We start from the raw sequence: 12,818 nt of genomic DNA on the forward strand, positions 1-12,818 counted from the left end.
GAATGTTTTTCATTTAAGTGATGTAGATTCGACTAAGTGATGAAATTCAACCCATAACGGTCAAAAAACAATCTATAAGACAAGTTTAGTCGATTATGTGCATCAATATACTTTTATCAATGTATGTTTTAGCGGCGAAAATAAAATACGAATATAAATACAGGTATGGGTGGGTGAGATTAGACTATTTGGGTTGTGTGTAGACAACACTACTTACTTTACAAACAGCATGGACTCTCATTAATAAATGATAGGTAGGATTAAACAAACTTTAGTCATCACTCCCATCGTAAGATACGCTCATGATTACTCGAAGCAGTTCTGCCACAGGCTCGAATAAAGATTCAGGGATCGCCTGGCCAGATTCAACATCCTTAAATAAAGCTCTAGCCAAAGGAATATTTTCAACCAAAGGAATTGTATGTTTTTCTGCCATTTCGACAACATGTAGCGCCATATGATCTTGTGCTTTATCCAACACTACTGGCAATGGAGTTTCATCAGGTTGATAGTACAAGCACACTGCAATATGAGTCGGATTTCGAACAATTACGGTTGACTTTTTAACATTCGACGCAAGAGAGCCGTTAGCTGTTTCTCTTTGCAACTCGCGACGTTTCTGTTTTACTTCTGGATTACCTTCTGTTTCCTTATACTCTTGCTTAGTATCATCCTTTGACATTTTAAGTTCTTTCATAGTCTGGAAGTGAACAAACGCATAATCAGCAACAGAGAATATTAAATAGCAGATTAAAAAAGCGCCCCACAGCCATTTCACTAAAGTGAAAGTCACTTCAACACCACACTCTGCTCCACAAGTCGGTAAATATTGAAACATATTAACATGCTGATGTAACAGGTAATAGAAGACCAAACTCAAAACCAAAATCTTCAATATATTTTTTAACAACGAAAACACACTTTTCATTGAAAAAATATTCTTTGCATTGTTGACTATATTGATTTTATTGAAGCTAGGATTCAGGCTTTCTGAAGCCCAAACTGGCCCTGTTTGCACCATACAACTAAAAACTATGGTAATAACAAGAATAAAGATTAGCCCAGCCATAAAGCGTATCATAATAAACACGAAGGCTGCTAAAACTGTTTCCGCTGCGACTTTGATTGGAAGGTTTATCGAGTTAATCGCAATATCGATCATTTTCCAGATTGCCTCCATCATCCCTTGCCCCTCAACAATGAAGTAGCCAAGAATGACAGCCATTTGAAAACCAGTCACAATTTCTGGACTTTTAACCACCTGTCCTTTTTTACGCGCATCTCTTAAGCGTTTCTGCGTAGGTTTTTCCGTTTTCTCAGCCATATTTAGCCCTTCATCAATTGAAATAAAGTAGAAATTTTCCCTTCAAATTGATTAATCTGCTCCAAATAATGAGACAAAGCGAAATGCATAGTCACCAATAAAAGAAATACAACCAATACACTCTTAATCGGCATAGATAAGAAAAATACGTTGAGTTGTTCAACTGATCGATTGACTAAGCCAAGAGCTACATCCACCATGATCATAACGACCATCGATGGCAGTGCAAAACTTAGGCACATGTCGGACATCATTTGCCATTGTTGGCTAATAAAAACTAGCAGTTCCTTATCAAAGGACAAAGCAGACTCTGGCGGTAGTGACGAATAAGACTGATACAAAGCCGTTAATAGCGAATTGAACCCTCCAGATACTAAGAAAAGTACTCCTAGAATCTGAGTAAACAACATCCCAAAAACGGATGACTGGAGTCCCATTAACGGGTTTAAAACTGTCGACATCGAAGCACCACGCATCGTATCGATCACAAATCCCGCCATATCAATCGCCCAAAAAGGTATCGCGGCACAAAAACCTACAATAATACCGATCAACAGTTCCTCGCCGTATATCAAAATTAACTCTATCAGTGGCTTAGAAGAGAAATCTACCGGATGTGCTTGCATCATAGGGATTATAGGGAGAGCAAACATAAGCACTAGGGAATTACGAATTAACCCACTCCCCATGGCTCCGCCTTTAAAAAGCGGCAGCATCAACATCATGCCTAGAGGACGCATCATGCATAGAGCGAGAATAGGAACGTATTCTACTAGGGCAGACATTTACCCTCCCACATAGCCAATTTGGTCAAACGCCAAACCTGCATAGTTAAGTAATGTACTACCCATCCAATGGTAACTAACGGCAAGTGTTATACAAACAGCAACTAATTTAATAAGAAACTGTAATGACTGGTCTTGAATCTGAGTCAACGCTTGAAATAAGCTAACTAAAATACCTACGACAGATGCAACTAATACCACTGGCATAGACAATATAAGGACTATCCACAGTAACTCAGATGTAAAGTGTACGATGACAGCTTCATTCATGAGAAAGACCCCATAAGCTGACCAATTAATTTATCCCAGCCTCCCATCAGTATGAAAATTAAAAGCTTGAATGGTAGCGCAATAGTCATTGGTGACACCATCATCATCCCCATTGCTAGCAAGATATTGGATACGATTAAATCGATTGCAACAAAAGGCAAATAAAGCAAAAAACCAATTTTAAATGCTTCTATCAACTGACTCATAGTGAACGCAGGAAGCATAACAAAGAGTGAATCTTTCGACAGTTCGCTTTGGTATTGTTCTGGCCATATTTTATGCCCTACTTCAGAGAAAAACTGAATTTGTGTATCACTGGTGTTATGGCTCAAAAACTGATGATATGGTGCAATAATCTGATCTGAAACCAATGTAAATAGATCAGGCGAAGCCCAATCAATAGGATGCGCTAATAGGTTATCTCGAATCGCAAGGCCAACAGGCGCCATGATAAACATGGTTAAAATTAAAGACAGACCATATATCGCCATGTTAGGTGGGATCTGTTGAATCCCTAGAGCATTTCGTAGCATCGAAAGAACGATTGATAGTTTTAAAAATGATGTCCCCATTACCGCAAACAAAGGCAGTAAAGACAGACAGAATAAAACAACGATGAGTTGAATCGGGTTATCCAATAAGGCCATATACACCTCCCTTTACACTTACAGAGAGAGTTTGCTACATATGGCACTTTGATAATATCAGGTGAGGACCTGAGATTAATAAAAAGAAAAACACCCACAAAACATATTTCAATAATATAGAGTTTTTATCCACTATCTAATGACGAAACGAAACTTTAATTGGTTCATCATGTTTGGAACTTTTGAAATAAAAATCAATCTCTTGTAGAGAAAAATGTTCGACCTTCCAGCTGTTATCATCGACCTTCACTATTAAAGATGGATCCGTGCTTGTCATCGTCCAGTTACCCGCTGGTTTATTAACGATTAATATTGAACCTTCTAAATACGCGATTAGAGAACTATCATTAACATTAACCGTACACTTTGGGGTTAAGTTGCACTCGAGTTTATCTGGCTCAATATAGGTCAATGTACGCCATGTAAACGCTACAATTAAAAGAGTTAACATAATGATAATTTGAGCAAAACGAGTAGGGGTAAGTTTTTCGGCTGCCATGCGGTAATGTTCTCCGTGTAACTAACTTCAAAGTTTTTAAATAAAAGGTCAATACCAGACCAAGAGTAAGGTTACTATACTGTCATTGGTATATTAAATGCAGTATAGTTGCCGGCTGAAAATGCCACTTTTTAAAAAATTTATAAGAAAGTTTAACCATTTGTTTAGCCATAACTTTCTAGATAATTTTGGTGGCATTACGACATGAGTCGTGTTGGAAGTAAAGTGTAGTTAATTAGAAAATTGGAAGCATGCAAATGAGCCAAGAAAAGCAGCTTGAACAAAACTACAACTATACGGTCGTACGTCAATTTACCCTCGTAACTATTTTGTGGGGTATTGTCGGTATGGGCGTTGGTGTTTTGATTGCCGCTCAATTAGTTTGGCCACAGCTAAACTTTGATACGCCGTGGCTGACGTACAGTCGTTTACGTCCCCTGCATACTAATGCGGTTATTTTTGCGTTTGGTACAAGTGCATTGTTCGCAGCATCTTACTATGTTGTGCAGCGCACGTGTCAAACTCGTTTATTCGGTGGCCCTCTTGTCGCCTTCACCTTTTGGGGTTGGCAAGCAATAATTTTATCCGCAGCGATAACTTTGCCTTTAGGAATGACTTCAGGTAAAGAGTATGCTGAACTTGAATGGCCTATCGACATAGCAATAACACTTGTATGGGTTTCTTACGCTGTGGTGTTCTTTGGAACACTCGTTAAACGTAAGACATCTCACATCTATGTTGCTAACTGGTTCTTTGGAGCCTTCATCATAACAGTCGCTGTTCTTCATATTGTTAACAGTATGGTCATTCCTGTCTCCATGGGTAAATCTTATTCAATTTATTCTGGTGCTGTTGATGCCATGGTACAGTGGTGGTATGGGCACAACGCCGTAGGCTTCCTGTTGACTGCTGGTTTCCTTGGCATGATGTATTACTTTGTTCCTAAGCAAGCTGAGCGCCCTGTTTATTCTTACCGTCTTTCTATCGTTCACTTTTGGGCACTTATATCCTTATACATATGGGCTGGGCCACACCACTTACACTATACGGCACTTCCAGATTGGACGCAGTCTGTTGGTATGGTAATGTCTTTAGTACTGTTTGCTCCTTCTTGGGGTGGTATGATAAATGGTATCATGACGCTTTCAGGGGCTTGGCATAAGCTTCGTTATGATCCAATTCTTAGGTTCCTAATTGTTTCTCTGTCCTTCTACGGTATGTCAACGTTCGAAGGCCCTATGATGTCTATCAAAACTGTAAACGCTCTATCGCATTACACTGACTGGACGATAGGACACGTACACTCCGGAGCTCTAGGTTGGGTTGCTATGGTGACTATTGGCTCTGTCTACCACCTAGTTCCAAAGCTGTTTGATCAGGAACGGATGTATTCTGTAAGCATGGTTAATGTACATTTCTGGTTAGCGACAATTGGTACCGTCCTCTATATAGTTGCCATGTGGATTTCAGGTGTTATGCAAGGTTTGATGTGGCGAGCAGTAAACTCAGACGGAACGTTGACTTACAGTTTTGTTGAGTCTGTGCAGGCATCTTATCCATTCTATTTTGTTCGTTTCCTTGGAGGCGCTATTTTCCTGACCGGGATGCTTCTGATGGCATACAATACGTACAAAACTGTGACTGCCCCTAAAGACAGCCTTAAAGCTGTTCCTCAACCGGCATAAGGAGATGAAAAGAATGAGTTCTAATTCTAGCAATCGCCACGAAATCGTTGAACGCAATGTCGGCTTACTCGCTATTCTTATAGTGATTGCAATCAGCTTAGGTGCTCTTGTGGAGATCACACCGCTTATTTTTCAAAAACAAACTACTGAACCTGTTGAGAACTTGCGCCCATATACGGCATTACAACTCGAAGGTCGAGATATATACATTCGTGAAGGTTGTAACGTATGTCATAGCCAGATGATTCGACCATTTCGCTCTGAGACCGAACGCTATGGACACTATTCCATCGCTGGAGAAAGCGTTTGGGAACACCCTTTCCTATGGGGCTCTAAGCGTACAGGTCCAGATTTAGCGCGTGTGGGTGGCCGTTACTCTGATGAGTGGCACAGAGTTCATCTGCTTGATCCCCGTGAATTGGTCCCTGAATCAAATATGCCCGGGTTTCCATGGTTAGCTGACAACGTTCTCGACGGTAAGTACACACAAAAGAAACTAACAATCTTCCGAGATCAGTTTGGTGTTCCTTACACAGACGAACAAATTGCAAATGCGTCTAAAGATGTAGAAGGTAAAACAGAGATGGATGCCATCATTGCTTACCTTCAGTCTCTTGGCCACGCAATGAAGTAATAAAGGGGGAAGTTATGGATATAGGTACTATTCATGGTATTTGGACCATAGTGCTGTTTGTGTGCTTTATAGGTGTAGTGTGGTGGGCGTTTGGTAAAAGTCGAAAAGCCCGCTTCGATGAAGCTGCAAACCTTGTTTTTGCTGATGAAGAGCAAGCACCCTCAAAAGAACAGGGAGTGACTAAGCAATGACGACATTTTGGAGTCTTTGGATAATCATTATTACAGTCGGCACATTAGTAGGCTGTGCCGCAATACTGTCTTGGTGTCTTAAAGATAAGACAGGCATCGAAGAAGGTGCAGACATGGGGCACGAGTACGATGGTATCCGTGAATTAAATAACCCGCTACCTAAGTGGTGGACATATCTGTTTATCGGTACTTTCGTATTCGCTGCAGTATATTTCGCTCTCTATCCTGGAATGGGTAGCTTCAAAGGCTTACTCGGCTGGGAAAGCTCTGACCAAATGGTTACTACTTTGGAGCAATCCAAAGCGTCCATTACAGAAGCTCAGAAAAATAAACGCTTGGTTCAGTATGCAAAAGAATTGGATGACGCTGATGCCTATTTTGGCAAAGCATTTAAGCGCCTAGCATATGTTGATGGGGGAACTGAATTGCGTTCTATCCCAGAGATTGCTACAGACAGTGAAGCTGTCAAAGTAGGCCAACGCTTATTTTTGCAGAATTGTTCTCAGTGCCATGGCTCTGACGCTAGAGGTCAGAAAGGCTTCCCTAACCTGACAGATGATGCTTGGCTCTATGGAGGTGAACCTGAAGCTATAGTGACCACACTCATGTATGGTCGTGTTGGTCAAATGCCTTCTTGGAAAGATGCCCTTGGTGAGCAAGGAGTAAAAGAGGTAGTTAGCTATACGCTTAGTCTGTCAGGTCGCTCAGTGAACGCTCGAGAAGCAGAAGCAGGTAAAGCACGTTTTGTTGTATGTGCAGCATGCCATGGTACCGATGGTAAAGGGAACCCTGCAGTAGGAGCTCCTGACCTAACTGACCAAAATTGGTTATATGGTGGTTCTCGTTCTGACGTCACTGAAACACTAATGAATGGCCGTTCCGGTGTTATGCCAGCTTGGAAAGACATTCTGGGAGAAGATAAAATCCAGCTTGTTGCATCCTATGTTTGGAGCTTGAGTAATTCAGATTCAGAAAAAGAGTAAATATCCAATAACAGCCCCTTTTTGAGGGGCTGCCTTTCCGATTGATTGAGCCTAGTTTTTTTAAATATATGAGAATTTCTTATGGTAAAACCTTGGTATAAGCAGTTTTGGCCCTGGTTCTTAATCGCACTACCGCTTACTGTCGTAATTTGGACCATTATTACTGTTATCATTTTTTCAAATAATTCGGTTTCTCTTGTAACAGAGGATTACTATAAAAAAGGCAAAGGTATAAACATCGATATCTCTAAAATAAACATTGCCAACGACCTTGGATTATCCGCTACCATAGCTTCGTTTAGTAGCGATATCATTATCACCTTTGATAAAGGCCGGTTAAAACATTTTCCAGCAATCACAGCTTTATTCGCTCATAGAACATTGCCCGATAGAGATTTTACTAAACTGTTAACTTCAGATGCCAATGGACAATATAAATTAAAGCTTGATAGCAAGCTTCAAGGCCCTTGGTTTATTGAATTAACGCCACATGATCAACAATGGCTTATTCAAGGCCGTGTGACCTTCCCTACCGAGGCCAATGTTGAACTCTAAAAATAGCTTACTTAAGCCTAAATCATGTTATCACTGCGGAGAAGAAGTACCGAACGACATAGAATTTAAAGTCGAAATTCTAGGTAAAGAAAGGGCCATGTGTTGCCCAGGGTGCGAGAGTGTGGCGCAGACAATCATCGATAGTGGCTTAGTATCTTACTATCAATATCGAACCACCACTGCAGAAAAAGCCAACTTAGTACCTGAGCAGCTTCAAGCATTAACTCATTACGATAATGACGATGTACAATCAGAGTTTGTGCGGAATAAAGATAATTTTGCAGAAGTGACACTGTCACTTGAAGGAGTTTCCTGCGCGGCTTGTGCATGGCTAATAGAAAAAAGAACCGCTCGGCAGAAGGGAGTTATCTCTATCCGAGTTAACACCACAACTAATCGAGCTATTCTTGTTTGGGATAAAACTCAAACTCAATTAAGTAAGCTACTCGCTGTTATACACAAGCTTGGATATAAAGCCGCCCCCTTTGAAGCAGATAAACAAGAAGCCGCTTATCACAAACAAATGAAACAATATCTCAATCGGCTTGGTATTGCTGGACTTGCGACTATGCAAGTAATGATGTTGGCTGTAGCTCTTTATCTTGAAGTCTTTGGTGATCTAGAACCTGAATTTAAAAACTACTTTCGCTGGGTTAGTTTAATTTTTGCCACTCCGGTAATGCTCTATTCAGCTCTGCCCTTTTATATTAACGCTTGGCGTAGCATAAGGAGTAAGACACTAGGTATGGACGTTCCTGTGTCACTTGCGATGATATTTGCCTATATCGCCAGCTTAGTTGCCACCGTGACAGAAACAGGAGAAGTATTTTTCGAATCAATCTCCATGTTTGCCTTTTTTCTTCTACTTGGTAGATTCCTTGAAATACGAGCTAGGCGTAAAGCTGCCGCTGCAAGTGGTAACTTACTCAAGTTAATCCCAGCAATGGCGACCAAACAAGACGGTCAGCAAGTTCCAGTAAAAACACTTAAGGTTGGTGATCGTATTCGTGTTCTGCCAGGAGAGCATGTCCCATCGGATGGAGTGATAATTCAAGGCAGAATTCATATTGATGAGTCAATGCTGACGGGAGAATCTATTCCAGTGGTGAAAAACATTGATGACTATGTTTACGCTGGAACATTAAATGGTGAAGAATCATTCGAACTTGAAGTAAGATCAAAAAAAGCAGACTCGATGATTTCTAAAATTATAAAGCTTCAGGATGAGACCCAGCTTTCCAAGCCTAAGATAGCACAGCTTGCAGACGTTGTTGCGCGCTATTTTGTCGCAGTTATCCTTATAATAGCTAGCGGAACTTGGCTTTATTGGCACCAAACCAAGCCAGATGATGCATTTTGGATTATGCTATCGGTTTTAGTTGCAACTTGTCCATGCGCTCTTTCACTCGCAACACCAACCGCCCTAACATGTGCCACAACTCGACTTGGTAATCTGGGTATCCTTCTTCGTAAAGGGCATGTATTCGAAACCCTATGTAAAATCAACCACCTCATCGTAGATAAAACAGGTACCTTAACCCATGGCAATATTGCTATTGGTAATATAAAAGTATTTTCTCACTATTGTGAAAGTGAGGTTACAGCCATTGCTTCATCACTTGAGTCATATGCAAATCACCCTCTTGCAAGAGCATTTGATGTCTACAGCAACCCTGAAATTCAGGTATTAAATGTGGAGAACATTATAGGCTCGGGGCTGATTGGCAGTTATCTTAATACTAGCGTTAAAATAGGCAGTGCTGCCTTTGTTCTGGGAAAAGATATTAGTTCGAAGCCTAACCAAATATACTTATCTATCGACGATGAACATGTCGCTACTTTTTCCTATCAAGACCCCATTCGAACAGAATCAAAAGCTTTCATTAATCGCTTTAAACAAGCCGGTATATCTGTCTCATTACTCACTGGTGATTCTGCTCTAAACGCCAATGCGGTTGCACAAGAAATTGGAATTGAACAAGTAATAGCAGGCGCAAAACCAGAAGATAAACTTGCCTACCTAAAGGGTCTTAATCATAGCAGTATTACAATGATGGTCGGTGATGGTATTAATGACGCGCCAACTCTTGCGGGTGCCCACGTTTCCGTTGCCATGGGGGGTGGGACGGATACCGCCAAGGCTTCTTCTGATATGGTCCTTTTAGGCGATCAGTTAGATAGAGTATTAGCAGCTAGGGAACTAGCGATACAAACACGTAATATTATTCGTGAAAACCTTGCTTGGTCTCTCGGCTACAACGCCTTAATTCTTCCTCTAGCCGTTACTGGCCTTGTTGCCCCCTACTTTGCAGTTATTGGTATGTCTGCAAGCTCGATTATTGTAGTATCTAATTCTCTTCGTTTACTGAAAGAATAAGGGTCGTAAGCATGGAAAGCCTTTATATTTTAATACCAATTGCCATTGTTCTAGTCTGTATTGCAATAGCAATTTTTATCTGGGCAGTAAAGAGCGATCAGTTTGAGGATTTAGAACGACAAGGCCATAATATTTTGTTCGAAGACGATGACAAAAATGAGAATAATCCCAAATGACACCAGATTGGCTTGGCGCATTTTTGATTGGTGTAATAGGAGCTGGTCATTGTATGGGAATGTGCGGTGGTATTGCATCTCTACTGAGCTCAAATACATCTTATCACTCTAAATGGATACCTGTTTTTTACAACCTAGGAAGAATATTAAGTTACTCAATAACCGGAGCTATAGTCGGCGGCACAATTGCGACTGTAGCCGAATTTAGCTTGGTAAATAACGCATTAATTTGGTTGAGGATCTTCGCAGCTTTCTTCATGATATTACTCGCTTTTTATATCGGCCGCTGGTGGCATGGCTTAGTCTATGTTGAAACTGTCGGCCAAAAGCTATGGAAGTTAATCGCCCCTGCTGGCCATTCACTTCTACCACTTAAAGCGCCTCTTTACGCACTTCCGTTTGGGTTCATATGGGGCTGGCTTCCATGTGGCCTAGTGTATTCTACATTAACTTGGGCTGCAGTCTCTGGAAGTGCGTTAAATGGAGCTCTTATCATGGCATCATTTGGAATCGGGACCCTTCCAGCTATGTTATTCATCGGGTTTGGGACGACTCACTTAAACAAACTTAAACAGTCAAACGTTTTTCGCCAGATAGGCGCTATATTGATCTTATTCTACGGGATCTATACGGCCGTCGAATCAGTAACACTATTATCATTAACTTGATATAACCTTGTTTTAGCTAGGCTTTTTATACTACCTTTTTAGACCAATGAGTGCTAAAATCTTGAGGTATGTCAACTTGTGAAGTTTGTTATGATTCCTGAAAAGCCTGCGACAAAACGTATCCAATCTGGTGGGTGTGCAATTCACTGCCAAGACTGCAGTATCAGTCAATTGTGTATCCCTTTCACACTAAATGAAACCGAACTCGATCAGCTGGACCAAATAATTGAACGAAAACGTCCAATCCAAAAAGGACAAGAGCTGTTTAAAGCTGGAGATGCTCTAAAGTCTCTATATGCTATCCGCTCAGGGACAATCAAGAGCTTCACAATAACTGAGCAAGGTGACGAGCAGATCACCGCATTCCATTTAGCAGGCGATCTGGTAGGATTTGATGCAATTACGGAAGACTCCCACCCAAGTTTTGCTCAAGCTTTGGAAACCTCTATGGTGTGCGAAATTCCATACGAAACTCTTGATGACCTATCGGGAAAAATGCCTAAACTTCGACAACAAATTATGCGTTTGATGAGTAGCGAAATCAAAGGTGATCAAGATATGATATTACTACTCTCTAAAAAAAATGCTGAAGAACGCTTGGCCGCCTTCTTATACAATCTATCGACACGCTTTTCCCAACGCGGCTTTAGCCCAAGAGAATTTCGTCTTACCATGACAAGAGGTGATATCGGTAACTACCTTGGTCTTACCGTTGAAACAATTTCTCGATTACTTGGTCGTTTCCAAAAGTCGGAAATGTTAAGTGTAAAAGGTAAATATATCACTATCTTAGATCATAATACTCTAATGGAACTTGCTGGAGTTTCATCAGATTCCTAATAAGTTCAATGACGTAGTTCAAAACTGAGCTACGTCATACTTTTGAGCACTATCCTCTTATTTTGCTAAAAATCTTCATCTAGCTGAGCTACATTAGTCATATAACTCTCCCTACACTTAAGGAGTTACTATGAGTATCTACAACAAAATACTTGTCGTTGCCGACATTAATAAAGATGAACAGCCAGCCTTAGCTCGCGCTATGCAACTTGCGGCTCAAAGTCGTTCTCGTAGTAAAGTGTGTTTCTTTTTGTCTATTTATGATTTTTCTTACGACATGACCTCGATGCTATCGGTTGATGAACGTGATGCTATGCGTAGAGGCGTTATAGGACAACGTGAGCAATGGATGCACAAAGTTGCCAAATCTTACCTTGATCAAAGCATAGACTTCGAAGTAAAAGTGGTGTGGCACAACCGTCCATATGAAGCAATTATCGCTGAAACATTTGCTGGTAGTCACGATATCGTGATCAAGGGGACTCGCAAGCATGACGTTCTAGAATCCGTAATATTTACCCCTACGGATTGGCACTTATTGCGTAAATGCCCTTCTCCTGTCTTACTGGTAAAAAACTCCAATTGGCCAGATAACGCTAGTATATTGGCATCTGTTCATGTTGGGTCAGAGAATGACACTCATCTTGGTTTAAACGACAACATGGTGGAACAGTTAAATAGCCTAAGTGAACGATTAGGAGCTAAACCTTATCTGGTTAATGCATACCCTATAACACCAGCAAATATTACTATTGAATTGCCAGAGTTCGATCCAAACACCTATACCGATGCAGTACGAGGGCATCATCTAACAGCAATGAAAGCCTTACGTCAGAAACACGGATATGATGAACAGCAAACCATTGTTGAACAAGGGCTACCTGAGGATGTAATTCCCGAGTCTGCTGAGAAATTAAACGCTGCTATGGTGATTGTAGGAACAACAGGTCGAACAGGATTATCTGCAGTATTTATTGGTAATACCGCTGAGCACGTTATAGATAAAATTAACTGTGATGTACTGGCACTAAAGCCTAAAGGTTACATAAGTCCACTTGACCCTAAAACAGCTGTCTAACACTATTGTTAAAGGCCACCAAAGTGGCCTTTAACAAACAAGTAATGATGACGACAGGAAAATTTACCCTTTCTTCGGCCTAGGAAAGAGTAAGCACAAACACGTT

The 12,818-nt window shown here is 40.9% G+C and carries 15 protein-coding genes; 10 read left to right on the top strand and 5 right to left on the bottom strand.

The features are described 5' to 3' along the window. Window positions 1–271 precede the first annotated feature (271 nt). The 5 genes from OCV27_RS07945 to OCV27_RS07965 form a co-directional block, all read right to left on the bottom strand. Window positions 272–1,324, bottom strand: a complete 1,053-nt coding sequence (locus OCV27_RS07945; RefSeq protein ID WP_125320918.1) for an EscU/YscU/HrcU family type III secretion system export apparatus switch protein — start codon at window positions 1,322–1,324, stop codon at window positions 272–274. Window positions 1,325–1,326: 2 nt separating this feature from the next. Next, a complete protein-coding gene (gene sctT / locus OCV27_RS07950) occupies window positions 1,327–2,109 on the bottom strand; it encodes a type III secretion system export apparatus subunit SctT (RefSeq protein WP_125320919.1) in 783 nt (260 codons plus the stop codon). Continuing rightward, window positions 2,110–2,379, bottom strand: a complete 270-nt coding sequence (locus OCV27_RS07955) for an EscS/YscS/HrcS family type III secretion system export apparatus protein (RefSeq protein ID WP_125320920.1) — start codon at window positions 2,377–2,379, stop codon at window positions 2,110–2,112. Next, a complete protein-coding gene (gene sctR / locus OCV27_RS07960) occupies window positions 2,376–3,026 on the bottom strand; it encodes a type III secretion system export apparatus subunit SctR (RefSeq protein WP_125320921.1) in 651 nt (216 codons plus the stop codon). Before sctR ends, OCV27_RS07955 begins: the two co-directional genes overlap by 4 nt. Window positions 3,027–3,162: 136 nt before the next feature. Then, the gene (locus OCV27_RS07965; protein ID WP_125320922.1) at window positions 3,163–3,525 is read right to left on the bottom strand and encodes a hypothetical protein; all 363 of its coding nucleotides are present in this window, start codon (window positions 3,523–3,525) and stop codon (window positions 3,163–3,165) included. A gap of 251 nt (window positions 3,526–3,776) precedes the next feature. Here OCV27_RS07965 and ccoN point away from each other — a divergent pair, with 251 nt between their 5' ends. The 10 genes from ccoN (at window position 3,777) to uspE (ending at window position 12,712) form a co-directional block, all read left to right on the top strand. After that, the gene (ccoN, locus tag OCV27_RS07970; protein ID WP_125320923.1) at window positions 3,777–5,210 is read left to right on the top strand and encodes a cytochrome-c oxidase, cbb3-type subunit I; all 1,434 of its coding nucleotides are present in this window, start codon (window positions 3,777–3,779) and stop codon (window positions 5,208–5,210) included. Window positions 5,211–5,223: 13 nt separating this feature from the next. Continuing rightward, the gene (ccoO, locus tag OCV27_RS07975) at window positions 5,224–5,844 is read left to right on the top strand and encodes a cytochrome-c oxidase, cbb3-type subunit II (protein WP_125320924.1); all 621 of its coding nucleotides are present in this window, start codon (window positions 5,224–5,226) and stop codon (window positions 5,842–5,844) included. 14 nt (window positions 5,845–5,858) lie between these two features. Next, a complete protein-coding gene (locus OCV27_RS07980) occupies window positions 5,859–6,035 on the top strand; it encodes a cbb3-type cytochrome oxidase subunit 3 (protein ID WP_125320925.1) in 177 nt (58 codons plus the stop codon). After that, a complete protein-coding gene (ccoP, locus tag OCV27_RS07985; RefSeq protein WP_125320926.1) occupies window positions 6,032–7,018 on the top strand; it encodes a cytochrome-c oxidase, cbb3-type subunit III in 987 nt (328 codons plus the stop codon). The genes OCV27_RS07980 and ccoP overlap by 4 nt, the downstream gene beginning before the upstream one ends. An 81-nt stretch (window positions 7,019–7,099) precedes the next feature. After that, a complete protein-coding gene (locus OCV27_RS07990) occupies window positions 7,100–7,573 on the top strand; it encodes a FixH family protein (RefSeq protein ID WP_125320927.1) in 474 nt (157 codons plus the stop codon). Next, window positions 7,560–9,950: a heavy metal translocating P-type ATPase gene (locus tag OCV27_RS07995; protein ID WP_125320928.1), complete on the top strand. Its 2,391-nt coding sequence runs from the start codon at window positions 7,560–7,562 to the stop codon at window positions 9,948–9,950. The genes OCV27_RS07990 and OCV27_RS07995 overlap by 14 nt, the downstream gene beginning before the upstream one ends. Window positions 9,951–9,961: 11 nt before the next feature. Then, window positions 9,962–10,126, top strand: a complete 165-nt coding sequence (gene ccoS / locus OCV27_RS08000) for a cbb3-type cytochrome oxidase assembly protein CcoS (RefSeq protein ID WP_125320929.1) — start codon at window positions 9,962–9,964, stop codon at window positions 10,124–10,126. Continuing rightward, complete coding sequence (locus tag OCV27_RS08005) at window positions 10,123–10,794, top strand: sulfite exporter TauE/SafE family protein (protein WP_125320930.1); 672 nt, start codon at window positions 10,123–10,125, stop codon at window positions 10,792–10,794. Before ccoS ends, OCV27_RS08005 begins: the two co-directional genes overlap by 4 nt. Window positions 10,795–10,884: 90 nt before the next feature. Beyond that, on the top strand, window positions 10,885–11,634 hold the full coding sequence (locus OCV27_RS08010; RefSeq protein WP_125320949.1) for an FNR family transcription factor: 750 nt from the start codon (window positions 10,885–10,887) through the stop codon (window positions 11,632–11,634). Window positions 11,635–11,764: 130 nt separating this feature from the next. Further along, window positions 11,765–12,712: a universal stress protein UspE gene (gene uspE, locus OCV27_RS08015; protein ID WP_125320931.1), complete on the top strand. Its 948-nt coding sequence runs from the start codon at window positions 11,765–11,767 to the stop codon at window positions 12,710–12,712. Window positions 12,713–12,818 lie beyond the last annotated feature (106 nt).

This window comes from Vibrio pectenicida (assembly GCA_024347015.1).
Lineage (GTDB): Bacteria > Pseudomonadota > Gammaproteobacteria > Enterobacterales > Vibrionaceae > Vibrio > Vibrio pectenicida.

Excerpts from the sequence above, each read along its gene's own strand:
- OCV27_RS07965 (WP_125320922.1), bottom strand. The coding sequence starts at position 3,525 with ATGGCAGCCGAAAAACTTACCCCTACTCGTTTTGCTCAAATTATCATT.
- OCV27_RS07980 (WP_125320925.1), top strand. The coding sequence starts at position 5,859 with ATGGATATAGGTACTATTCATGGTATTTGGACCATAGTGCTGTTTGTG.
- ccoS (WP_125320929.1), top strand. The coding sequence starts at position 9,962 with ATGGAAAGCCTTTATATTTTAATACCAATTGCCATTGTTCTAGTCTGT.
- OCV27_RS07995 (WP_125320928.1), top strand. The coding sequence starts at position 7,560 with ATGTTGAACTCTAAAAATAGCTTACTTAAGCCTAAATCATGTTATCAC.
- ccoN (WP_125320923.1), top strand. The coding sequence starts at position 3,777 with ATGCAAATGAGCCAAGAAAAGCAGCTTGAACAAAACTACAACTATACG.
- uspE (WP_125320931.1), top strand. The coding sequence starts at position 11,765 with ATGAGTATCTACAACAAAATACTTGTCGTTGCCGACATTAATAAAGAT.
- ccoP (WP_125320926.1), top strand. The coding sequence starts at position 6,032 with ATGACGACATTTTGGAGTCTTTGGATAATCATTATTACAGTCGGCACA.
- sctR (WP_125320921.1), bottom strand. The coding sequence starts at position 3,026 with ATGGCCTTATTGGATAACCCGATTCAACTCATCGTTGTTTTATTCTGT.
- OCV27_RS07990 (WP_125320927.1), top strand. The coding sequence starts at position 7,100 with ATGGTAAAACCTTGGTATAAGCAGTTTTGGCCCTGGTTCTTAATCGCA.
- OCV27_RS08010 (WP_125320949.1), top strand. The coding sequence starts at position 10,885 with ATGATTCCTGAAAAGCCTGCGACAAAACGTATCCAATCTGGTGGGTGT.
- OCV27_RS07945 (WP_125320918.1), bottom strand. The coding sequence starts at position 1,324 with ATGGCTGAGAAAACGGAAAAACCTACGCAGAAACGCTTAAGAGATGCG.
- sctT (WP_125320919.1), bottom strand. The coding sequence starts at position 2,109 with ATGTCTGCCCTAGTAGAATACGTTCCTATTCTCGCTCTATGCATGATG.
- OCV27_RS07955 (WP_125320920.1), bottom strand. The coding sequence starts at position 2,379 with ATGAATGAAGCTGTCATCGTACACTTTACATCTGAGTTACTGTGGATA.
- OCV27_RS08005 (WP_125320930.1), top strand. The coding sequence starts at position 10,123 with ATGACACCAGATTGGCTTGGCGCATTTTTGATTGGTGTAATAGGAGCT.
- ccoO (WP_125320924.1), top strand. The coding sequence starts at position 5,224 with ATGAGTTCTAATTCTAGCAATCGCCACGAAATCGTTGAACGCAATGTC.